Genomic DNA, 24941 nt, shown 5'->3' with positions numbered 1-24941 from the left:
TTTTAGGTTCGTGGTGCAGTGGAAGAGTTGGTGAGGACGCCTGACGCGATGTTAAGCTTCGCCATCCGGTCACGTCACGCAAGGAATGACTCGCCCCGCCTAACAGAGACAACGTCGAATGACGGTTCCGAAGCAGCATTCGCTTTCTTTTCGAGACGACCCGCATCCCGCGGAACTGTTATCCGGCCATAAACCCTTCTACACCACGCAGAGGGGCGCTGCCTATTTGGGGGACTCGCGCGACGTTTTGAAGGGCTTAGCCGATTCATCGGTCAATCTAGTCTTCACCTCCCCGCCGTACGCCCTTCATTTCAAGAAGGAGTATGGCAATGTCAATAAGAACGAGTACGTCGAATGGTTTCTGACGTTTGCTAAAGACATACATCGCATTCTCCGCGACGACGGGAGCTTCATCCTTAACATCGGCGGCAGCTACAACAAGGGCGAGCCATCCCGCTCAACGTATCACTTCAAATTGCTCTTAGCCCTTGTTGAAGAGTTGGGCTTTTATCTAGCGCAGGAGCTTTTCTGGTACAACCCGGCGAAAATGCCGATGCCAGCAGAGTGGGTTACTGTGCGCCGAATTCGTGTAAAGGACGCGGTGGAGTACGTCTGGTGGTTTTCAAAGACGCCTTGGCCGAAAGCGAATAACCGTCGAGTCTTAAAGCCATACAGTGCTGATATGATCCGCCTTAACAAGCGCGGTGTACGTGCGACCGTCCGACCCTCAGGCCACAACATTACAGAAGACTTCAACAAGGTCGACGCCGGAGGTTCTATTCCGCCGAACATGTTCGAGGAAGACGTCGCCTCGGATCTCTTGAAATTTGGGAACAACGCCGCCAACGACGTATACACCAAGCGCTGCAAAGAGGCGGGATTCAAGATTCATCCAGCGCGCTTCCCGTCGGCGTTGCCAGATTTTTTTGTGAAACTACTGACTGATGAGGGCGACCTAATTGTTGATCCATTCGGCGGCTCAAATACCACCGGAATGGTCGCCGAAGCTCTCGATCGCCGATGGATCATTGCCGATGAAGTGCAGGAATATCTCGAAGCCAGCAAATTCCGTTTCAGTGATGACCAGCTGGCTCGACGGTAACCTTCCTTTGCTTTGAAATCATGCAGCAAACGCCACGCGGCCTCCGGAAGCGTGGCGTTTTTGTTTCGGCGCGACTCGATTTTTCAAAGCGTGTCTGAAACGGAGTGCTTGAGGCACCCGCCGCGCAACAGGAGCGCAGCGTGAATACGCTTGGCGGAACACGGCCGCGATGGGACCCGACGCTGCCGTCAAGCGTCTCCAGTGCGGAACAGGTTCCATCGCGGACGGCTCGTGGTCTCCCGAACAACCAGACTCCGCGAATAATCGAAAGTGGACCTATGCCGTCAGACGGCTCCAATGCTCCAAGATGAGCACCATACTTAACGTATCCAATCCACAGTACTGTCTTAGCAAACGAGCCCACTTCTCCTTCACCCCGACATCATCCCGATCCACCCCGTACATCATCTCCTGATACGCCCGCATCGCCCCGGTCCCTTCATGCACATCCTGCATCACCCCTGCAATCTCCACCGGCGGCAACGTCCGATACGGATCCGCCACGCCCTCCGCAGAGCGGCCAGTCCACAAACCGAACTGCTCCCGCATCACCGGATCCGACTGCCAGAGCGCATCTAGCACGACTTTGATCGACGTCCGACCGCGCATACCCGGATTGTAATAATGGCACCGCGCCCAGTCGTGCAGATCGACGATCCGCCGCTCGACGACATCCTTCATCCACTCGACCAGCTCCGGCACCTCGTGCCCGAACTTCGTCAGCTCCGGAACGATCTGCTTGAGCGTCGTTCCCTCGAAGTGGCTCCACGTCAGCACCGGCCCCTCGTCACCAATCGCTTTCCGTAGCGATTCGGCGAACGACTGATTCGGCCAGATGTCGTTCATGTTGAGCCACTCGGCGTGGCGCGGACGATCGCCGAATGCGTCGATCGTGTGGCAGCTCCACTGAAACGCGACGAGTCCGTACGGTCGCATTCCTTTGTGATACGGCAACGCCAGACGCGACGTCTCGAAGTCGATGAAGTGCATCGTGCCGCGACCACGGAGCTGCTCGACCTGCTTGCGCAGCTCGTCGCTCCAATAGATGGACTTCGACTTCGTGTACTCGATCTGCCGGCGCTGCCGATTGCCGATCGCGCCCGGACTCTCCGGCTTGATCTCGAATCCGTCGAGCGGAATGTCGAGGAGACTCGCCGAGTTGCTGCGGAGCATCGCGTCGACGAGCGGCGTACCGTCGGACGCCTTGGCGCGACCCACGGAGAAAAGCTCGAGCATATGCGGCTTGGCTTTCGCGAGCGCGCCCCAGCACTCGGCGAATCCGCTCTCGACGGCACTGTCGTCGACGCGAAACTCGCACTTCCCGCAATTCGCGTTGCGCTCGACCGTCGCCGCGTACGCCGAGAGCGGCGCGTCGAGCAGCGACTCGTACCGGGCGGCCGCTTCTTCGACCTCGGCGCGAAGCATCTCGACTTCCTCTGAGACGTCGACCTCGGTCACGAGATCGAGCTGCGCTAGGTCCTCTGCGGAGCCTGTGAAGCGCGCCGAGTGGACCGTCATCGTGTCGGCACCGCGGTCGCGGCGTACGAGCTCGAACAGGCCAGGCACGTTGTCGATGCCCGACTCCTTGCTCGTGTCCACGAGCACGAGATACGGCTTCACGACGAGGTCCGGTCGCAGCTTCTCGAGGAGGATCGTCTGAAACGTGATCTCCTCGAACTTCTCTTCCCAGTCGCTGAGCAACTTGAACGGCTTCTTCACGCCGCGCAGCACGCCCTTCTTTCCCTCGGCGATTGACTCTGCGTGCTTCGCGCCGTCGAACGACTTCGCCTTCACCTCGAGGAGGCGCACGACATTGCCCTTCTTCTCGAGAATGTCGACGCGGGCCTGCCGGCGGCCGGCGAGTAGCGTCGCCTCGAAGAGGGTGACGGTGTCCTGCTTTAGATGCTCGATCGTGAGCGCGTAGTCCTTGGCCGGGCTTCCGCCGTAGCCCACCTGGATGCCGTCTGCGTACTTCGCCCGAGCGAGTGCCTCGACCATGTATCCGCCCTCGGCGAGTAGCGCGAGGTACGGGTTGCTCCCGCGGTTGTCCGGGTAGCGATTCTCGCGAAAGTACAGCTTCGCGTCGCAGGTGCGGGCGAGCTTGAAGTCGGACTTGGAGAGGGTGCGTTGAGTGGCGCTCGTGAGCAGATCGAGTTGCGTGCCGTGCGCCGTCTCACCCATCGCCACTCCCAGATCGCGGTTGATCATGACTACTCGGATCGTCCGCGAGCTTGTGATCGCGCGTACGACGATAGCAAAGGTGCTATTCGACTGTCAGCGCATCAAGACCAACCTGCAACATTAGTGTTTTTTCATAATCGTCCAGCGAGCCTCACTCGATCACGAGCGTGAGTGCTCGCATGCCGGAGCGCCCGATGACGAGTCATCCGGCGTCGGCGAAAGTGCAATGGATTTCCCGCCCCGATCAAGAATCCCGAGCCTCGCCGACCCGCCGACCCGCCGACCCGCCGACCCGACTCGCCGCCCGCCTCACGCCTCACGTCTCACGTCTCACGTCTCACGCCTCACGCCTCACGCCTCACGCCTCACGCCTCACGCCTGCCCCCGGCGCCGAAAACCTTAGCGCCGCCATGTCGGTCCCGTCACAATGTTTCGTGACACCCCAAGCCATCCTTCGTCGGGCTTAATGGGGGACGGGCTCCGTTGCCCGTCGCATCGCGTTTGTCGTCAGGGAGTCGATGGGCCGCAACATGATTTGCCAAAGCAGCGGCGGAGCGCAGAGCTGATCGATGGCTGACCATCGTCCGCCAGTGCTCGTGCTCGGATCCGGCGTGACCGGGCTTGGAGTCATTCGCATCATGGCGCGTGACGGCCTTCGCGCGTACGCCGTCGAGCCGCGGGCACACCTGGCGAGCAGTTCGCGATGGTTCCGGCGCGTCCCTGGCGCGCCAAAGCCGATGCAAGCGCCACTCGGCGAATGGCTGGCAACGCTCCCGTTCGACCGCGCGGTCCTCATGCCCTGCTCCGACGACTGGGCACGCGAGGTGGCGGCGCTCGACCCGGCCCTGGCAGAACGATTCCCGACGAGCATCTCGTCGGCCGGCACGATCGGCCGCTTCCTCGACAAGGGCCAGTTCGCCGAGCTCCTTCGCGAAACCGGCACGCCGCATCCGCGATCGCATCCGCTGGATTCGCCGGCCGACGTCATGTCCGCGCCCGACGACCTCTTTGCGAGCGCGATCGTGAAGCCGCGCGACTCGCAGGCGTTCATCGAACACTTCGGTGTGAAGGCGTTCCACGTCACGACGCGCGAAGCGGCACTCGATCGGCTGCGAATGGCGACGGCCGCGGGCTTCTCCGTGATCTTGCAGGAATACATCCCGGGACCAGCGTCGCACCACTACTTCGTCGACGGATTCATCGACCGCTCCGGCGCTGTGCGTGCGGCGTTCGTGCGTCAGCGTCTGCGCATGTCGCCGCGCGACTTCGGCAACAGCACCTTTATGGTGAGTGTGCCTGCATCGGCGGCATCGGGCGCGGTCGACTCCATCACGTCACTGTTGCGACACGTGAACTACCGCGGGATGTTCAGCGCCGAGTTCAAGCTCGATCCGCGCGATGGCGTGTTCAAGATCATCGAGGTCAATACGCGCGCGTGGTGGTACGTCGACTTCGCCGCGCGCAGCGGCGTCGACGTGTGCCGCATGGCGTACGAGGACGCGCTGGGCCACTCCGTAGACTCGGTCGAGAGCTACGACGTTGGGCGCAAGCTCGTGTATCCGTACTACGACTACTTCGCCTGCGTCGACCTTCGGCGGGTCGGGAAGCTCTCACTCCGTGAGTGGGCGCGATCCTGGATTGGCGCGATTCAGCCAGTCTTTCAACTGAGCGATCCCCTTCCCGCTCTACGCTCGGCGTTCCGCGTGTCGTCGACGTTCTTCGGCCGACGTCTGCAGCGCGTGCCGATCGTCGCCGCCATCGTATCGTACCTGTTCTGAACAGCGTCGGCTGACGGCCAACGGGCGAAGCCGCCCGTGTTCTATTTCCTCTGCAACTTCTCGACGGCCGTCCACTCCTCTGGCGGTGGCTCCGCCTCATATCGCGCACACCGCCCGGCAAGCGTCTCCGCCGCCACATCGCCCGGCACCGCCTCGAGATACTCGAGCGCCAGCGCCCTCCCAGCAGCGAACTCGCGCCGCTGATAACATGCCAGCGCCTCTGTCCACCGTGCGGCAAGCGCTCGTTTTGTCTCTCGCTTCGGCGGTGGGTCCGCATCGAACACTTCGTACAACGTCACCGGCGTCGCCCGTCCGACGACGAGAACGGTGTCGAGCGGTCGTAATGCGAAATCGCTCGGGCGGCTGAGCGCGGACACGAGCTCCCCGCCCACCAACAACGATACGTCGTACGCCTTCGTCAACGACTCGATGCGCGCCGACAGGTTGACGATGTCGCCGACGACCGCCGCCTTCAGGTGACGTTCACCGCCGATGGTCCCGAGAATCAGCCGTCCAGTGTTGATCCCGACGCCGATGCGGATTGGCGCGTGGCCGCTCCGATGCCGTCGCTCATTCATCGCCTCCAACCGCGTCAGCATGTCGAGCGCGCCACGCACCGCGTCGTCGGGACTCGCGTCGAACAGAGCGAGAATGCCGTCGCCCTGATATTCGTCCACGAATCCGCCGTACTTCGTGATGCTCGGCTCCATTTCACCGAGATACGCATTGATGAAGCGAACGCTCTCCGCTGGTGTCATTCCCTCGATCAGCGTGCTGAACCCGCGCATGTCGGCGAAGAGGACCGACATCGTCTTCTCGATCGCATCGCCAAGCTTGACCTCGGCGATGTCCATCCGATCGAGGCTGCGAAGGAACTCGGTGGGCACGAAGCGCTGCTGTGCCTCGGTGAGTCGTAGCTGAGCGTCGAAGAGTCGAGCATTCTCGAGCGCGATGGCGGCCTCGCCGCCGAGGACGGTCAACACTTCCACGCGATCCGGCGTGAACGAGCCGGGTGCGGTGTTCTCGAGATACAGTACGCCGCCGAGCTGCTGGCGGAGGATGATCGGCACGCAAAGGAGCGCACGCGCGGGACTGTTCGTGATCCACGAGTGATCGCGAAAGCGCGCGTCGGCGCGCGCGTCGGCAACGACCAGCGCCTGAGACGTTCGCGCGGCCAACAACACCGCGGCATCGCAGAGCGGCGCGTTGGCATCGAGTGGCCGATTCACCAATTCGGTGGGGCTGTTGCCGTCGTGCACGGCAGCCACGACGAGTGTGCCACCCCGCGCCGTGACGAGCACACCGCGCGTTGCCCCGGCACTCTCCACGGCCACCGACACGAGGCGCTCGAGTAGTTGATCACCGACGCCGCTGATCGCGCCGGCCGCCTTGGTCATCGCCGCGAGGTCGAGCACACTCCCGGCGGTTGCCGCCGCGCTCGCGTGATGTGCCGAGGTGTCGCGCGAACGGCCATCGTGGTCGCGGACGACGAGCGACGGAAACTCGCGCTCGAGCTCTGCGACCTTGGCATGCGCGCCCCAATGGCGCCACGCGCGCACCGCTTCGTTGATCAGCGCTGACGCGAGCAAGCCCTGCCCCAACGACTGATAGAACGCGCCGGCCCGCTCGAGGACGAGTGCTTCTTCCTGTACGAGACCACTGGCCTTTGCAGCCGTCAACGCTGCTTCGAATCGCTCGCGCGCGTCACCCGCGTTGCCGGCCGCTCGAGCACGTTCTGCTTCGATGAGTAAATACTTATGCCGATAATTCGCCGGTGAGCGCTCTGCCCACTTTTTCAGGAGGCCAGAGCGCTTGGCTGCCAGTCGACCGAGCGCACGATCCTCGGGCTTCGCCCGCAGCGCGTCGAGCGCGGCGAGCGCCGAGTAGAAGCGGATGATCGGCACGTACGGCATTGACGTCACCGACTCGATTCGTCGCTCCGCCTCCTCCGCGTGATGACGCGCTTCATCGACGGCTCCAAACCACACGGCCAGTTGCAGCTTGATGGCGTGGTAGAAACACAGGTGCGTTTGATCCGTGGCCTCGGCGTGGCGCGCCTGCATCGTCGCCTCGTCGTAGTATGGGCCAGACAGTCGCGCCGCGTCCTTTGGCTGTGCGCCATCTCGCGCGCCGAGATTCACGACCGCCTGTCGCAGCAGTCTCCCGGCATCGGCCGCGCCGACATCCTGAGCCAGCAGTCCCTCCATGGCGATGATGTCGCCCTCGAGGTCCGGCAGATCGCGGCCGAGTTGCAGGAGCCACAGGAGCCGATAGAACGTGGCCCAGATGGCCTCGAATTGCGCACCGCTCTCCATGCCGAGGCGCCACGACTGCGCGAGTGGCTCGATGGACTCGGCGAGCGGTTCACGCCAATGGCGAACGAAGTTGCCGAACACGAACAGTGCCTTCGCACGGAACGCGGGCGCATTGAATCGCTCGGCGACGCGCTGGCCGACGAGCGAAAAACGATAGCCGCCTTCGTAGTCGCCGAGCACACCGCACAAGCTGATCGAGTACGTCGAGTATCCGAAGGCCGACACGGGACTGTTTCCGTGACGAACCGACAGGCGAACGAGCCGAAACACGAGCAGAGGAAAGAGCTTGCTTCCCGAGCGGAACGCCGCCGGAATCATCCGCTCGATCATGTGCATCGCCGCGATCATGCGCGCGTCGGTCATCACCGGAAGTTCGGCGAGCGATTCGGTGGCGTGTCCGCGCAGGGCGAGCTTCGTACGCCCGAGATCGACGACGATCGACGCCGTCGTGGGCGACGACGGGAATCGCACGCCGAGCTGCCGCAGCGCGTCGAGACCGTGCTCGAGTACGAGATCCTGCCGGTCGCGCGCGTACGCGACCATGACGCGCGTGTCGCGGGCGGTGACGGCATCGAGTGCGCTGCGGGCGTGTCGCACGACGTCGTCGCTGGCCCGATCGGCATCCTCCAGGGCTCCGGACAGATACGCGGCCTCGCCCAATGCCGACTGCACGGCGAGCGTGAGCTCGTATTCGGCGTCCCACTCGTTCTGTCCGAGCAGTGGTAGGGCGGCAGACAGATACCGACACGCTGGCTCGTAGGCGGCCGATGCCGCGGCGCGTCGACCGGCGGCGAGATTGAGCTCGGCGAGGCCGCGGCGCTCGGCTGCACTGTCGATGAGGGTCGCCGCGACGTCGAGATGATTCACGATCTCGAATAAGCGTTCGTCGCGGTCGGCGAGCGGCGTGTTCGCCAGTAGCGCTCGTCCGATCCGGAGATGCGCCGCGGTGCGCACACCTTCGTCGAGCGCATCGTAGGCGGCTTGGCGCACGCGGTCATGCACGAATGAAAAGCTCGACTCGGCACGGTCTCGCGGTGTGATGAATCCGGCGCTCACCGCCGGCCACAGCACGCGGCGCAATTCATCCGACGACTGAGCCGTAGCCGTGGAGAGAATCGACAGATCGAACCGTCCGCCGATGCACGAGGCGGACTGCACAACGGCGCGCGTCTCTTCCGGGAGGCGCTCGAGCTGCGCCGCCACGAGCTCGACGACGTTGTCGGTGATGTTCAGCGACGCGATGGACGCGACGTCCCAGCGCCAACGGAGTGCACTCTTTTCGAACCGCAGATGTCCGTCGTCGTCGAGCGATTCGATGAAGCGGCGAACGAAGAAAGGATTTCCTCGCGTCTTGGCGTGGACGAGCGCCGCGAGCTCGGCGGCCTCGCTCGCCTGTACATGCAGCGTGTCCGCGACGAGTGCCTCGACGTTGGAGAGCGCGAGATCATTCAAGCGCAGGGTGTGCGTCGGCACATCCGCCGCGGCCGTCGCCCGAAGTAGCTCGTTCAGCGGATGTCCCGACGGAACTTCATTGTCGCGGTACGTGCCGATGATGAGGACGTGCGCACCGTTGCGATCGGTCAGAATCCAGCGCAGCACCTCGAGCGACGCGATGTCGGCCCACTGCAGATCGTCGAGAAACAGCACGAGCGGTCGCTCGGCCGACGACACAGCACGCACGAACGCTTGGACTGCAATGCGAAAACGATTCTGGACTTCGTCGCTCGACGCGTCGCTGAGAGCCGGCAGCGGTCCGAGGATCCGTTCGAGCGACGGCACGAGTGGCAACAACGCCGCACTCGATGCGCCGAGCGCGCCGGCGATCGCGTCGCGCCAGCGAGCGAAGGCGGCGTTTGGTTCCGTGAGCAGCGTGTCGACGAGTTGGCGAAAGGCCTGCTCCAACGCGCTATACGGAACGCTTCGACGCATCTGATCGAACTTTCCTTCGATGAACAGGCCGGCACGTTCGGCAATCGGGCGGTCCAACTCGTGAACCACCGACGACTTTCCAACGCCGGGATCGCCGGCGACGAGCGCGAGTTCACGCGAGCCGGCGCGAATGCGAGCGAACGCATCAAGCAACGCGGCGGCTTCCGCTTCGCGACCGTAGAGGCGTGGTGGAAAGCGCAGTCGGCCCGACGCGTCCTGTGTTGCCAGCGCGAACGACTCGATGCGCCCATCGTGCTCCAACGACGCGAGAGATCGTTCAAGATCGAACGCGAGTCCGCCAGCGGATTGATACCGATCCTCGGCGTCCTTGGCGAGCAACTTGTCTACGATGTCGGCGATAGGCTGCGGCACCGCCGGATTCACGTCGTCCGCGCGCGCGGGAGTACGCGCAAGGTGCGCGTGGACGAGTTCTCCGGCGTCGTCGAGCGTCCACGGCGGACGGCCTGTGAGCAGTTCGTAGAACGTTGCGCCCAGCGAGTAGAGGTCGGAGCGCCAGTCGACGACGCGGCTGGTACGGCCCGTCTGCTCCGGCGAGATGTACGCCAGCGTTCCTTCGATGAGCTCCGGGCGACCCGCGTCGGCAACCGCGAGCTCGAGGCGCGAAGCGATGCCGAAATCGATGAGCGTCACCGCGCCCGTGAGCGGATCGTGAATCAGATGTGCGGGTCTGATATCCTTGTGAACGACGTGCCTATCGTGAACGTCGCCCAGCACGCGCGTAATTGCGATCGCGGTGCGTAGAAAATCACGGACGTCACTCTCGCTGCGAATGACACGCGGTAGCAGCGGTTTGCCGGGTGCGTGCTCGAGCACGAGCGCATGTCGCTCGCCGACTCGATCTTTTCGCACGCCGCGACGTACGCCTGGAATGTCGAGCTGACGCGAGATCGACAGATCGCGCTGAAAGCGCGCAAGCTCTTCGACCGTGGGCTGCGGATCGTTGAGAACTTTGATGACGATCGGCGCGTCACCCCCGGCGTCGAGGTAGACCGTCGTGCGCGGCCGTTCGTGGAGAATCGTTCGCGCGGGGGTGACGGACCGAGGAACGGTCATCGAGCGTGCGGGTCCGTCCAGATGACGCGGTTGTTCGTCTGGCCAAAGAATCGGCGCCGCAGCGCCTGCGCGGCCTGCGTTCCGGAAATCAACGCTCCCTCGATATATCCAACGTTGAGGCCAAAGTTGGTCCAGTCGCCGGCCAGAAACATGTTGGCGTACCCCGACTGATCACCGCGCAGACGGTATGCGCTGCTGCCCGGCACCGACATGGTGTAGCGGCTCGTTCCGCTGAGGTTCGCGCGGAAGAACTGCGCATCGAACTTCTCCGCGGTAGTCGCTTTGGGGTTGGTTGGATGGACGAGTAGCTCGAGGTCGAAGCCTTGGGGGTACTCACGTGTCGTGGCCTTGGGCCAGAAGAAGCCCATGTTGTCTTGAAGCCACTGCTCTGTGATTCCCTTCACTCGCTCGCGCTGTTCGTCGATGAACGCGTGATCCGAGTACGGTGGGAACGTACCCGGATCGTCGAGCGTGCCGGTGAAATACGCGGCTAGCAACGGCGCGTCGGGGCCGGTCCACCGTTCGTACGGGAGAATGCCGGTCTGATCCAGCCACGAATAGAGAATACTCTTATAGGTCACGGCGTTCGGCGCGCAGAGCGTGTCCGCCAGTCCCCACTCGCTCAAATCGAGTCCCAAATCGGCGAGCGACTTCTTGATCCACAGCTGCACGCCCACCGTGCCAGTCGTACGGATGCCGGTGACCATCGACGCCCAACGCGGATCGTTGGCGATGATCTCGCTGCAACAATCCTTGAGCGCGCCAACAGGAATCGCGAGGATCAGTTGATCGAAGTCGTTGCCGAGCGTCAGCGTGGATGTGCTCACGGGACTCCAGTTGCTCCACGGATCCTCGAGATCTACGTGACGCTCCTGAAGCAGCTTGGCCTGGTTCGGATCGATTTGAGCGTACAGCGGTTCGGCGGGCCACGCGCGAACCGGCCCGACCTGAATCGCCGGATCGTACGACGGAACCGTCAGCGTCACCTGAGTGCCTACGGTGAGCGACTTGATCGTGCCGGCCGACCACTGAATCTGCTCGACCTGACGGAAGAATTGGAAATCGACTCCGCGCGCGGCGAGTACGTCGTAGAGTGGCATGACCATCGTGTCGCCCGTGCCCGACGCAAACTGCCAACAGAACGAACCTTTGTAGCCGCCCGTCTGCATCATCGTCTGCATCGCCGTGCCTGCGGACACGAGTCCACCCTTGCCATTGCCATCGATGAGATTGGCGAACAGCCCTGTGTACGCGAACCGAACGATCGGTGAGTCGAGAAGGAGACTGGTGGCGCCCCACTTGGCCAGCCAGCTACGGTAATCCTCACCGTCGATCTTCGACCACTGGAAGCTCTTGGTTGTCGGATCCCAGACTTCGCCGAGCAGCCCGCGGAGACTCACGGCGGCAAACTCCACGGCCGACACGATGAGCCGCGCATGCATGTCCGACTCGGCGAGTCGCCCCTCGAGTCGCTCGATCAGCTTCTGCAGAAGCACGAGAAGATCGGCGCCAACCTCGAGCGCACCGGTGCTCACTCCCGGCGGACCGGCCGCGTCGGGTGAAGCGTGAGCGGCGAGGTGCATCTTCTCGAGCACGTTGTGCACCGCGCCGAGTGCACGCTCGGCGAGATTGGGCTCGTTGTGCGCGACGGGTTCGCCGCCGTTTGGCGGAAAGAAATGATCGAGGATCCAGCGCGCGAGGGCGCCCTCGTCCTTCGCGTAGGGAGATCCCAGTAGCAGTTCGAACGTGATCCCGACCAACTTCTTGATGATGCCCCACGTCGGAAGCGGCGGTCCGCTGCCCGGTAGGTCGTCAGTCTCCGGGAAGATCAACGTGAAGTTCTCCCACTGCCGCAGCTCCGGCATGTACTCGGTGAGGAACGTGGAGTTGTTGCGCACGAGCGCAGCGTAGAAATCCGCCCATGGGAGCGGCGGAAGCTTTTCGTTCTTCGCGCGCTCCTCGTACACAGCCTTCATCACGCGAAACAGGTTGTGGTACCAACCCTGAAGGATGTGGATGCCGTGCTCCTCGATGCGATCCGACACACCACGCCCGGTGGCGGTCTTGCCACCGACACGCCATCCGAGGACGAGAACGCTCACGTCATACAGGTCGTTCCAGCCGGGATAGTTGGTGAGCTCGTACGCCGCGCTCAATCCACCCATGCCCGCGCCAAGAATGAGCACACGCTGCTTTTGCGTCGGGCGTGGCGGCTTCCCCGCCCTCGCCTTTGCGAGCGCCGCCTTGGCCGCCTCCGGCCCCGCGGTAGCGCCAAGCGACGGGTAGATCGGCACTCCGTTCTTGATCAAGTCCTGAAGGCTTGGCTGATCGACCTCCGACGCGACGAGCGAATAGAGGCTGTCGGCGTGCTGGAGAATGAGCGTTTCGTCGAGAAAGCGCCCCAGGTCCGCCTCGAGGCCGGTGCCGAGGTGGCGTACATCGATCACATCCTGCGGCGTGAGCTGGTACTGGTCGGGATAGATCGTTTGGCAATGCGTGATGAAGTCGACCGCGAACAGCTTCGGGTCGGCCGCCATCTCGCCGAACCATCCTGCCTCGTCACCCATCTCCATCGCCTCGGCGAACAGGAGGCGATATAAGACTTCGTTCATCAGCAACTGCTCAGGGCCGAGCTCGGCGCGGGCGGCGTCGAGTTGGCCGAGGTACGCGTGGACGATGCTCGCGTTGTGCGCGCGGTACCAGGTCGTGCCGCTCGGACTGGCGATGTATTCCAGCCAGTACCGCAACTCGATCTTGTCGACTCCGGAGCCGAGTCCGGCGTCGGCAATCATCCCGGCGAGTTCGGACAAATACAAGAATTCTGAATTGACCGCCCGCCACCACGGGCTGCCGGTGGTTTCACCGCCTACGGGGTTCAACACGCCTCGGCTGATCTCCCAGCGGAGGAAGGCCAGCTCGGACGTGCCGTATCCGTACGGGTCGGCCGATGAATCACTCGGCGAGGCGCCGGCGCGCGCCGACCGTCGCGCCATCTCCTGCGCATACTGCTCGGCGAATCCCCATCGCGTATAGAATTCTTCGCGCAGGCGATAGCGTCCTTCGGGATCGTTGGCCACACTGTCCACGAGTGCACGAGCGCGAGCCTCGAGAACCTCGATAGGTGTCGTCACGAGCGTTTTTGTAGATGTCGAAAGCAGGTGGCTGCTGGCGGGAGCGTCGCCTAACTTAGCAGCGTGGATACCCCTTCGCTCGGCGAGCTCTCGTCCCGGCACCCGATGGCGCTCCTGGAGCGCATCGCCGGCGCAGTGCAACCGGCCTATCGGATCCAGCGCGAGCTGGGACGCGGCGGAGCTGCGACCGTGTTTCTCGCCGATGACGAGAAGCACGGGCGCCAGGTCGCGCTCAAAGTGCTCGACCCGGCCGTGACCGGCGAGTTGGGACTCGATCGCTTCGTGCGCGAGATCCGTATTGCGGCGCGATTGACGCATCCGCACATCCTGCCGGTGCTGGACTCCGGCGTGGCCGACGGAATGCCGTTTTATGTCATGCCGTTCGTCGAAGGCGAGACGCTCCGGACGTTACTCGATCGTGATGTTCGATTGCCGCTCGATGTGTGCCTTCGATTCGCCCGCGAAATGGCGGACGCGCTCGACTACGCGCACGCCGCGGGCATCGTGCATCGAGACGTGAAGCCGGAGAACATCCTGCTGCTCGAGCAGCACGCCGTGCTCGCGGACTTCGGCATTGCGCGCGGCCTGCGTCCGATCGACGACGCGAACGTCACGACGATTGGCCTGACCATCGGCACGCCGGCGTACATGAGCCCCGAGCAGGCGGTCGGCGATACGACAATCGACGGGCGCAGCGATCAGTTCTCGCTCGCCGCCGTCGTGTACGAGATGATCGCCGGTGCGAGTCCGTACGCCGGACTCTCTCCCATGGCGATGATCGCGCGGCGTTTCTCCGGACCGCCGGCCGGCATTCGCACTCGACGACCCGACGTCTCGGCCGCGATCGAGGCCGCACTCGGCCGAGCGCTATCGCTCGAACCAGAGCAACGCTTCGAGACGGTCGGCGCGTTCGCCACCGCGCTGTCCGATGGAACGGCAACGGGATTCACGAGCACGGGCGCCGCGGAGTCGGCGATTCCGTCGATTGCGGTACTCCCGTTCACGAACGCGAGCGGCGACCCGGACATGGAGTTTTTCTCCGACGGCGTCGCCGACGAAATCATTTCGGCGCTAGGCAAACTGCGCGGGCTTCGCGTCGCAGCACGGAGTTCGTGCTACGCGCTGCGCGGCCGCTCGGAAGATGTGCGCGTCGTCGGCGAACGCCTCGGAGTCGGCACCATTCTCGAGGGGCGGGTTCGTCGCGCCGGCACGCGCGTGCGCGTGTCCGCAGAGCTCATCAGCGCCGAGACTGGCTTTCAGCTCTGGTCCGAGCAGTACGACCGCCAGCTCGACGACGTGTTCGCTATCCAGGACAGTATCGCGCGTGCGATCGTCGAGACACTGCACGTGCACCTGCTCGGCGAAGCGAGGCGGCCGTTGGTCGTGTCGACGACACGCGATCTCACGGCGCACGACGCCTATCTCCGTGGCGCGCACGCGAACCGCACGCGAACGGAGACTGGACTGCGCGTGAGCGTCGACCTGTTCCATGAGGCTTTGCGCATCGAGCCCGAGCTCGTGGCGGCGCACGTCGGCCTCGCCGACAGTCTGTCACTGTTGGCGATCTACGGCATTGCTCCGCCGCACGAGGTCATGCCGCCCGCGAAGACCGCGGCCGAAGAAGCGTTGCGTCGCGATCCCACATCAGCCGAGGCGTGGGTCCGGCTCGGCTCCGTGCATTCGCTGTACGCGCACGATTGGCCTGCTGCCGAGGAAGCGTTCCGTCGCGCGATTGCGCTCAGCCCGCGCTTGCCCGCGGTCTATCAGCGTTATGCGCTCGACTGCCTCGCTCCACTCGGGCGATTCTCCGAGGCGCTCGAGAACATCAAGACCGCGTGCGAGCTCGATCCACTCTCACCTGTGATGCGCACCAGTGAAGCGATGGTGCGCTACTTCGCCGGCGACACCAGCGGAGCCAAGGATGCCGCTCGAGCGGCATCGCGCTTGGATCAGTATTTCGCGATGGCGGAGTTCTTTTTCGGGACAATCGCTCGAGACGCGGGCGACACTGGGCCAGCGGCCGACGCGTTCACCCGGGCGATTGCTTTGACGGGCGGTACGCCGGAGATGATCGCCGGTTTGGCGCAGACCCACGCACGCGCTGGGCGGATCGGCGAAGCAGAGTCGCTTCGCGGGCGGCTAACGTCGTCGGCGGAACAGCGTTTCGTTTCGCCCGCTCTATTCGCGCAAGTGGATCTCTCGCTTGGCCGACACCAGTCCGCGTTGGAGTGGCTGGAAAAGGCGGAGCGCGACGCGGATCCGGAATTGGTGCATCTGGCCGTGCGGCCTGTATACCGAGCGCTTGAAGGCGAGCCGGAATATCGGGGTCTGGTTGGTCGCGTCTTCGCTTCGGCTAGCGGCTTCCGCGAACCGCCGACCTACTGATACTGGATGTACAACGGCCGCGGCCGGAGCCATAACAACTCACTCGGCGTCAGCAGCGGATCCTTCCGCTTCATGTCGTTGTGAAAGAAAATCTTGAACCCGGTGAACTCCACCGGCTCGAGATCGATGTAATCCCGGAAGGACTCGAACTTCATCCACGGCGGACCCCAGCCGTCCATGTGCATCACGATCTGCACACGCGGATCCAGCTCGATCTTGTCCGCGCCGGAGATCATCGCCTTTGTCCAGCGATGAACCACCAGCACCTTCGGCGGCAGCTTCTTCTCGGTCACGAGCTCGCGTAGCTGCTGCGACACCCAGTTGATCTCCGACGCATCGAACTGGCCGATCATCTTGCCGGGCGGCATTCCCTCGCGATTCCCGTGATGCATCGCGAACTCGGCGTCGATGCCAAGGTGGACGTCGGGCCGTGAGAGAAATGGCATGAGGTGCGGCAGCTCGCGCTGAATCGTGCTGCGCGCCACCTGCACGTCGAGGAAGAGCAGCGCGTTCCGGCTTTTCGCCCATCCATACACCTTTTCGATCAGCGCCGAGTCCATGCGCGCGCGGTACATGCCGTCGCGACCGGCGGTGCCTTGTGCGACCACGGCGATCAGATGCAACGCCGGCTGCACCGGTGTGCTCGGATCGGCTTGCTGCCACTCGCGAACGACGCCGTCGAGTTTCGCGAGCATCGAATCGGGGGCGTACTCGCCGAGGACGCCCATCCGCTTAGAGAGCGGGTTGCCGTAGAAGGCGACGATCCTGTGTCCGGGGAGAATCGCGCCGGGCAACGGGGTAGGCGACGCGGGCCACTTCGCCATCTGACGCCGGCCAAAGGCGACGGTCGACGCGAAGGACGACGAGTCGTGCTTCGTCCGACCCGGCATGAGCTGAGGGCGGGCGGTGTCGCCAGTTGCAGACACCGCGGGCGCCGGCGCGGCATGCTCCCTCGGTGGCGCAGGCGTTGATACGGCCGCGGGGGGCGTTGTGGCTGCGACCGGCGTTCGTTTCGCCGTGTCCGCGCGGGTCGTGTCGCGCCCGGCTGCGCCTGCCTTGGCATCGGGCTGCGCGCTGCACGCCGCGATGCACGTTCCCAGAATGACTGCTACGACGTTTCGCATGATGAATTGACAAACCTAAACGGCTATCCGCTTTCCGCGCCGAGCCGTACGTTTGTCGCCTATGATCGAGCGTGTCAGCACCCTTCTCAGCGGCCGTTACACGGTCGAGCGCGAGCTCGGCCGCGGCGGCATGGCGACCGTGTATCTCGCCCGCGACACCAAGCACGAGCGCAACGTCGCCGTGAAGGTGCTCGACCCCGAGCTTGCAGCGTCGGTGGGTGGGGATCGGTTCCTGGCCGAGATTCGGCTGACTGCGCAGTTGCAGCATCCGAATATCCTCGCACTGTTCGATTCGGGCGCGGCAGATGGGCTGCTGTATTACGTCATGCCGTACGTCCCCGGCGAAACGCTACGCGCGCGGCTCGATCGCGAGCGACAGCTGCCGGTCGACGATGCGATGCGGATTGCGGTTGCCGTCGCGAGTGCGCTCGAGCACGCGCACAAGCACGGCGTGATCCATCGCGATCTCAAGCCTGAGAATATTCTCATGGCCGACGGTGAGCCGATCGTCGCCGACTTCGGAATCGCGCTCGCGGTGCGACGGGCCGCCGGCGAGCGCTTGACGATGACCGGCATGTCGCTTGGCACGCCGCAATACATGTCGCCCGAGCAGGCGACCGGCGACCGCGTGATCGACGCCCGCGCCGACATCTTCTCGCTCGGCTGCGTGGTGTACGAAATGCTCGCGGGAGAGACTCCCTTCTCCGCCGCGACGGCGCAGGCGACGATTGCGAGAATCCTCACGGATCGGCCGCGCGAGCTAACGAGTGTGCGCTCGTCGGTGCCGGCGAACGTCAGTGCGGCAGTCGCTCGCGCGCTCGAGAAGTTGCCCGCCGATCGCTGGACGACGGCGCGCGATTTCGCCGATGCGTTGACGTCGGACCGTGCGCTGGCTGGCGCGAAGCGTGGCCAGCCAAGCGCGCTCCGCGCGGTGCCGTGGGCGATCGCCGCCGTTGCGGTGGCCGCTGCCGCATGGAGCTGGACGCGCAGAACGCCGGCGGCCGAGCAATTCACGCTGCGGCTGCCGCTGACGGTGAGCGACAGCGAGCGGATTCTCGCGAGCACCACACCCGGAATTCCCTTTGCCGTATCGGCCGACGATCGACGAGTCGTCTACGTTGGACGCGGGCCTGGCGGGCGCGATCGTCTCTACCTTCGCTCGCTCGACGAACTGCAGACACGACCCCTCGCCGGCACGGAAGGGCTGCCGACGCAGCCAGTCTTCTCCCCTGACGGCCGTACGATCGCGTTCCAGCTCGACGATAGAATCCTCAAGATCCCGACCGATGGTGGTCCGATTACTCCGATTCTGCAGTTGAATGGTGCGTCGGATGCGGGCATGGTATGGGTCAACACCGACACGCTCATCGCAAGTATCGGCGGCGCCCTCACCGCAGTTCCCGCAGCGGGGGGAACGCCCGTCGTACTCGCTGGGCCTGATACGGCACACCGCGAGATCGCAAAGTGGGGCCCGCGCATCGTCGGCGACGGAAGCCACATCGTTTACGTCAGCGTCAGCGCCCAAGGACTTTCCGGTTTTCATATCGGCGTTCTGTCGCGCAAGACGGGCAAAGCGACGACCACCACGCATCTCGGCACAACGGTCATCGGAACGCTCGATGACCATGTCCTCTGGGTGACGGCGGAGGGCGTGGTCATGGACGCGCGGATCGATCGTGACGGAACCATTGGCGCTCCGACCACGGTTCTCGAGGGCGTGCTCGTTCGACCCGGAGGCGCGGCAAAAGCCACGATGTCGGCGCGCGGGTCGCTGCTGTATGAGCGCGGCGAGCGCGCAATGCGACTCACTGCGATCGACTCTCACGGGGGCGTCGCACCGATCGGCATCGACCCGCAGTCGTATGCGCATCCGCGCTGGTCGCCGGACGGGCGTCGCTTGGCAGTCGCCATCACAAAGGGTGGTGCCAGCGACATCTGGATCGTCGATACCGTCGCAAAGGTCTTCAATCGACTCACGAGCGGCGGGCTCAATGATCAGCCCGAATGGTCGGCCGACGGCAAGAGCGTCATCTATCGCTCGATGCAGCAGCAGACCGGGAAGCGAATTCTCTCACAGCCAATCGGTGGCGGTTCAGCGGAGGTCCTGGTACCTGCCAGCTTCGACCCGTTCGAGGCCGTAGAATCGCGCGATGGACAGTGGCTGATTTTTCGTGGGGGCGACATCGCTACGAGATCAGGCTTATACGCACAGCCGGTCGCTGGGCACGAAGCTCCGCGCCTGCTTACGCCTGTCGCAGGCGTCGTGGACCTGGCGCCGCGACTGTCGCCGGATGGACATTGGCTCGCGATGGCTGCCAACGACGGTGGCTCATTCGAGGTCTATGTCGTCTCGTTTCCGGCGTACGGTGAACGCTATCGGGTCTCTGCTGGCGGGGGCCTCGAGCCGCTCTGGTCGCCGGACGGCAAAACGTTGTATTACAGGAATCGTTCGTCGGTCTTCGCGGTGAGTATCGCCACCGCGCCGCGATTCAGTGCGGGAACGCCGACGCGTCTGTTCGATGGCACCTACATGGCCGATCCATCGCACGCCAATTGGGAAATAATGCCAGACGGTAAGCATTTCCTCATGGTCGCGCCGGCCGAGGGTCAGTCCGAGACTATCTTGGTGCATGGTTGGGCGAACGAACTCCGCGCGCGGTGGAGGGCGAAGCCGTGATGCTCGCGTCTGGTGGGTGCGGACGGCGTGACCAGGTCAGACAGGCCAATGTCCGCCGCGCGACCTGGGCAATACTGCCGATACTGCCGGCAGTATTGCCACTGGCCCGCGCTCTGGACACCGGCCTGTCCGACCCTTGTCCAACCGGATCACAGCGTATCGGCGCGCGCGCGCACAAATGGTCGCCTCGGAGACGCGCGCGCACAGCGGGCGCACGAACCACCGAGCGAGCAACGGGACGCGCAGCAAACCGCGCACTCGTCACCGCAAAGCTGCGGGGCCGCGGTGTCGGAGCGCGGGCCAGTGGCAATACTGCCAGGCAGTATCGGCAGTATTGCCCAGGTCGCGCGGAGACATCGTGGCCCCGCAGCGTCCCGCATTACCCCAGGTAGCGACAAATGCCCGACTCGATCGATCGCCTACGCGAAAGACTCTCTGGACGGTACCGCATCGAGCGTGAGCTCGGCCGCGGCGGCATGGCGACCGTGTACCTCGCGGTCGACGAGCAGCACGATCGCTCGGTCGCTCTCAAGGTCCTCCATCCAGACCTCGCGGCGACACTCGGCTCCGAGCGTTTTTCGCGCGAGGTCAAGCTCGCCGCGCGTCTTCAGCATCCTCATATCCTGAGCGTCTACGACTCGGGCGACGCCGACGGCGTGCTCTGGTTCACGATGCCGTTCGTCGAGGGCGAGAGTCTGCGCGATCGCCTCACGCGAGAGCGCCAGCTGTCGATTCCCGAGGCAATTCGCATTGGGCGCGAGGTCGCGCTCGCGCTCGACTTCGCGCACCGTCACGACATCGTGCACCGCGACATCAAGCCCGAGAACATTCTGCTGAGCGACGGGCAGGCGATGGTCGCCGACTTCGGCATCGCGCGCGCGATGACTGGCGACGCTGCACTGACGCAAACGGGAATGTCGGTCGGAACACCGGCGTACATGAGCCCCGAGCAGGCGTCGGGCGAACGCGGTGTCGATGCGCGTGCCGACATCTATGCACTCGGCTGCGTGCTCTATGAAATGCTCGCCGGTGAAGCGCCGTTCACTGGGCCAACCGCGCAATCGATCATCATTCGCATGATGACCGAGGCGCCGCGGACGCTGACGGCGGTACGTGACACCGCGCCGCCGCAGCTCGCGGCGCTGCTCGACTCCATGCTCGCCAAGTCGCCAGCCGATCGTCCCGCATCGGCACGCGCAGTTGCGACGACGCTCGACGAGATCTCAGCGCTGGGGGCGACCGGCCCCGTGCGCATCGCGACGCCAGCGCCGGCGCCTTGGAAAGCACGCCGCCGCGCATGGATCATCGCCGCGGTGGTGATCGTTCTCGCAGCCGTCTCTCCTTTCATATGGAAACGCTCGCGCGCCGACGCGTCGACCGGATATCGCGTCGCGGTGCTGCCGTTCGAGAACGCCGGTGGCGCTGACGAAGAGTATTTCGCCGACGGCGTGACCGACGAGGTCCGCAGCAAGCTCTCGGCAATTCCCGGTCTCCAGGTCACGGCACGCACGAGCACGAGCCAGTACAAGCGCACGCGCAAAACGGTGAAGGACATCGGCCGCGAACTCGACGTCGACTATGTGCTCACCGGCACCGTGCGCTGGAGCAAGGGTGCAGGTCGCGATCGCGTGCGGGTGATGCCGGAGCTCGTGCAGGTCTCGAACTCCGCGACGCGATGGTCCGAGCCATTCGACACGGTGATGTCGGACGTCTTCACGGTGCAGTCGAACATCGCGACCCGTGTGGCCGAGCGTATGCACGTCGCGCTGGCCGACAAGGCGCAGCAGCGCCTCACCGAACACCCGACGTCGAACCTCGACGCTTATGATGAATTCCTCAAAGGCGAGCAGCTCACGGCGAATGTCGGTGCCGCCGATACGAAAGGATTGAACGCCAGCGTCGAGCACTACGAGCGCGCCGTAAAGCTCGACTCGACATTCCTCCATGCGTGGTCGGCGCTCGCACGCACGCTGACGGCGATCAATACCGTCACGCCGACTGTCGAGGGAGTGGAGCGCACTCGCATTGCGGCCGAGCGGGCGTTGGCACTCGGCCCGAACCGGTCCGAGGGACATCTCGCGATGGCGGGCTACCTGCGCGACATCAAGCTCGATTACGCGGGAGCACGCGCGCAGTACGAGGCCGGCCTGCGGGCTGAGCCCAACCAGGCCGATCTTCTCGTCGGCTTGGCATCGGTAAGCCGAATCCTCGGCCAGTTCGACGATGAGCTCACCTACGCACAGCAAGCGTTCAAGGTCGATCCGCGATCTGTCTCGACGGCGCGACGCGTCGCCACCTCGCTGCACGACCTTCGCCGCTTCTCCGAGGAACTCCCCGCGTGGGACCGCGCTCTCGCGCTCGCGCCGCAGAACCTCGGGCTCATTCAAGGCAAGGCCTTCGGCTATTTGTCACTCGGCATGCTCGACAGCGTCCACACGCTCGTCGCGCAGAAGTTGACGACGGTCGACACGGCGGCGCTGCTCACGCGCTTCGCGCTCTTCCAAGAGACGATGTGGACGCTCCCGCCCGCGCTCTGGCCGAAGATCGTCAAGCTCACAGTGCAAGACTTCGGCAACGACCGCGGCCACTGGGGCCTCAAGCTCGGCCATACGTATTTACTCATGGGCGACACGGCGCGCGGCCGCATGTACGGCGACAGTGCTCGCGTGGCGTTCGAGGCGCAGCTGAAGAATTTCCCCGAACGCGCACAGCTTCATGAGTTGCTCGCTCGCGCTCTCGCGCTCGGCGGGCATCGGCGCGAGGCGATCATCGAAGCGGACAGCTCACTCAAGCTTCGCGAGACGTCGCTCGATGCGTCCGTTCGGCCGTACGTGCACTTCCAGGTCGCACGCGTGCTCATTCAGTCCGGCGACTACCCGCACGCGCTCGATCTGCTGGAGCCGCTGATCAACATGCCCGCAAGCGACGTGTCGCCTGCGTATCTGCGCCTCGATCCGAGCTTTGCACCTTTGCGCGGTCAGCCGCGCTTCGAGGCGCTTCTCGCGCATAAGTAGTTCGTTGGTTGGTCGGAACAGCGTGACCAGGTCAGACAGGCCAGTGTCCGCCGCGCGACCTGGGCAATACTGCCGATACTGCCGGCAGTATTGCCGCTGGCCCGCGCTCTGGACACCGGCCTGCCCGACCCTTGTTGCGCGGTTCACAACCTATGAACGCGCGCGCTCGGCGCTCTCCCATTCGCGCGCGGCCGGCTCGAGCTGTCATCGTTCGGACTCCACGCATCACTAGCGCGACGGGTTAAGCGCGCGCGAACCGAACGATCCGTTCGCCGGCGCGAGCACGTGACGGGTGCACGACCGACGGGCAACGCGACGCGCGCGCACTGGGCGTTCGTCGTTTGTCACCGGTCACCGCAAAGCTGCGGGGCCGCGGTGTCGGAGCGCGGGCCAGTGGCAATACCGCCGGCAGTATCGGCAGTATTGCCCAGGTCGCGCGGAGACATCGCGGCCCCGCAGCGCCCCGTAGTTCCCCCGGAGCTAGACGATCACTGCCTACACGGAGCGTGCGGATCGACGGGCTTGGGCAGGTCGAGCGTGAAACGCTTGTCGGAGTTCGCGATCGTCATGGCCGCGTCGAACACCATTCGCGACACGCGAGCGAGATCGGGATAGTCGATGTACTGCGACTCGTCCGTGACCTGGTGATAGTCGAGGTGCTCACCGCGTGACAGCGCGACCGCCGGGATTCCATAGCGCGCGTAGTTGTAGTGATCGGCGCGACAGTAGTAGCGCAGCGGATGGCCAGGCGCCGCGTACGACCGATCGAACACGAACGGCACCGGTTGCTTGGCGTTCACGGCGTCGAGCGTCTCACCGAACTGGCGTGACAGCTTCTGATCGCCCACGACCTCGAGGTACGTCGGCCCCGCAGCCGGACCGTTCGGCCGAGGGAAATCGTCGGCGCGGCCGCGACCAACCATGTCCTGATCGATCTCGGCGACGACCGAATCGAGCGGCACGGTCGCATGATCGGTGAACCACGCCGATCCGAGCAGGCCGTCTTCCTCGGCCGTGTGACTCACGAAGAGAATCGAGCGACGCGGATGCTGATTGCCGCGCGACATGGCTTCAGCAATCTCTAAAATCGAGACGGTGCCGGAGCCGTCGTCATCGGCGCCATCGCGAATGGAATCGAGCCGAGCGGGGTGTGCGCGACGAAGGCTGTCGAGAATCGCGCGGATGCGGACCGACTCCTCCGCCGTTGCCGGACGCTGCGGCGAGTCGGCACCCATCGGGCGAACGACGCGGCTATAGGCGCGGATGGAATCGTGATCGACCGGCGCGTGATCGAAACCGACGTGATCGTTGTGCGCGGTGAGCGCGACGTACTGTCCGGCAAGCTTCGGGTCGCTGCCGGGAAGAATGGCGACGACGTTGCGCGCCGGGAACGGAACGGGATCGTTGGTATGACCGACGCGCAGCGTGGCAGTCGGCCCGAGTGCGCCAGGCGTCAACGACGCCGGTGCGGCGCCGAGTAGGACGCTGGCGGCGCGCTGCGAGATGTACATGACGGGCGTCGCCGTTTGCGAGAGCGTTCCATTCGGCACAGGACGCCCGTCGACGATGCGGGCGAGCTGCTCGGGAGCAACCTGTTCGAGCGCAGCGAGTGCGTACGCGGCGGCGCCCGGGAAACGCCCAGGGTTGAAAGGCGCAGAGCGTAGCGTCGCTCCCGCAGGCACGTCGATGACGACGATCTTGCCGCGTGCCTGTTCAGGCGCGATCCAGTGCGACGAATCGTTCAGCGGGCCGGCGTAGATCGACTGCACGTTGTCGATCGTGCGCATCGCCATGCCTTGACCCGCGGGCACGAAGTCGCGGCGAAGCGCGAGTGTCGTTCCGCCCACAGTGATCTGCGATTTCGGATCGGCCGCGACGCGCCAGAAGGGCACGGTCTGGAAGTACGTGCCATTCTCACCGGCGGGCTTGAGCCCGAGTCGCTTGAATTCTGCCGCGATGTACGTGGCCGCCTTGAAGTCGCCCTCGCTGCCGGTCTCACGGCCCATTAGAGAATCGTGAGCAAGCGCAGTGAGCCGAAGCTCGAGATCCGCTGGCGTGATTGCCGCGACCGTTGGCTTCTGCGCCGACGCGGTGGCGAGCGAGAGTGCGGTGAGAACCGTGGCTGCGACGAACGAACGCATCAAGATCACTCCGGAGGTGGTCGCTTGAACATACGACGTTGGGCCCGGAGCGAAGGTATGCCATCAGTAAGGATTGGCAATCCGTTTGGT

10 protein-coding genes are annotated in these 24941 nt (G+C 64.5%); 5 read left to right on the top strand and 5 right to left on the bottom strand.

Annotated features, from left to right (window positions below; genetic code table 11):
• The first annotated feature begins 118 nt into the window (after positions 1 to 118).
• Positions 119 to 1102 carry a DNA-methyltransferase gene (locus AC6H4Z_RS05705; RefSeq protein ID WP_497545773.1) on the top strand — a complete coding sequence of 328 codons (984 nt, stop codon included), beginning with the start codon at positions 119 to 121 and terminating at the stop codon, positions 1100 to 1102.
• Between the two features lie 276 nt (positions 1103 to 1378).
• Here the strand turns inward: AC6H4Z_RS05705 and AC6H4Z_RS05700 are convergent, their stop codons facing one another.
• Positions 1379 to 3310, bottom strand: a complete 1932-nt coding sequence (locus tag AC6H4Z_RS05700) for a DUF2779 domain-containing protein (protein ID WP_497545772.1) — start codon at positions 3308 to 3310, stop codon at positions 1379 to 1381.
• A gap of 542 nt (positions 3311 to 3852) precedes the next feature.
• On the opposite strand from AC6H4Z_RS05700, the gene AC6H4Z_RS05695 reads away from it, so the two are divergent.
• Complete coding sequence (locus AC6H4Z_RS05695; RefSeq protein ID WP_497545771.1) at positions 3853 to 5061, top strand: carboxylate--amine ligase; 1209 nt, start codon at positions 3853 to 3855, stop codon at positions 5059 to 5061.
• Between the two features lie 41 nt (positions 5062 to 5102).
• Here AC6H4Z_RS05695 and AC6H4Z_RS05690 read toward each other — a convergent pair whose 3' ends face one another.
• Together AC6H4Z_RS05690 and AC6H4Z_RS05685 are read right to left on the bottom strand one after the other, a co-directional pair.
• Positions 5103 to 10379, bottom strand: coding sequence for an AAA family ATPase (locus tag AC6H4Z_RS05690; RefSeq protein ID WP_497545770.1), 5277 nt, complete (start codon positions 10377 to 10379; stop codon positions 5103 to 5105).
• On the bottom strand, positions 10376 to 13510 hold the full coding sequence (locus AC6H4Z_RS05685) for an FAD-dependent oxidoreductase (RefSeq protein WP_497545769.1): 3135 nt from the start codon (positions 13508 to 13510) through the stop codon (positions 10376 to 10378). Before AC6H4Z_RS05685 ends, AC6H4Z_RS05690 begins: the two co-directional genes overlap by 4 nt.
• A gap of 63 nt (positions 13511 to 13573) precedes the next feature.
• Here AC6H4Z_RS05685 and AC6H4Z_RS05680 point away from each other — a divergent pair, with 63 nt between their 5' ends.
• Positions 13574 to 15895, top strand: a complete 2322-nt coding sequence (locus tag AC6H4Z_RS05680) for a protein kinase domain-containing protein (protein WP_497545768.1) — start codon at positions 13574 to 13576, stop codon at positions 15893 to 15895.
• Here AC6H4Z_RS05680 and AC6H4Z_RS05675 read toward each other — a convergent pair.
• Entirely contained in the window at positions 15889 to 17019 is a 1131-nt protein-coding gene (locus AC6H4Z_RS05675) for a hypothetical protein (RefSeq protein ID WP_497545767.1), read from the bottom strand. The two genes, AC6H4Z_RS05680 and AC6H4Z_RS05675, sit on opposite strands and share 7 nt — an antisense overlap.
• Before the next feature lie 61 nt (positions 17020 to 17080).
• Between AC6H4Z_RS05675 and AC6H4Z_RS05670 the strand changes: the two genes are divergently transcribed.
• Both AC6H4Z_RS05670 and AC6H4Z_RS05665 read left to right on the top strand, forming a co-directional pair.
• Entirely contained in the window at positions 17081 to 19696 is a 2616-nt protein-coding gene (locus AC6H4Z_RS05670; protein ID WP_497545766.1) for a protein kinase domain-containing protein, read from the top strand.
• A 398-nt stretch (positions 19697 to 20094) separates the two neighbouring features.
• Positions 20095 to 22710 (top strand): protein kinase domain-containing protein, encoded by a 2616-nt coding sequence (locus AC6H4Z_RS05665; RefSeq protein WP_497545765.1) that lies wholly within the window; start codon positions 20095 to 20097, stop codon positions 22708 to 22710.
• A gap of 488 nt (positions 22711 to 23198) precedes the next feature.
• On the opposite strand, the gene AC6H4Z_RS05660 is transcribed toward AC6H4Z_RS05665, so the two are convergent.
• Positions 23199 to 24851 carry a M28 family metallopeptidase gene (locus AC6H4Z_RS05660; protein WP_497545764.1) on the bottom strand — a complete coding sequence of 551 codons (1653 nt, stop codon included), beginning with the start codon at positions 24849 to 24851 and terminating at the stop codon, positions 23199 to 23201.
• Between the last annotated feature and the right edge of the window lie 90 nt (positions 24852 to 24941).

It is taken from the genome of Leucogemmata humicola, from assembly GCF_055379415.1.
This window is presented reverse-complemented; position numbering and strand designations above follow the sequence as displayed.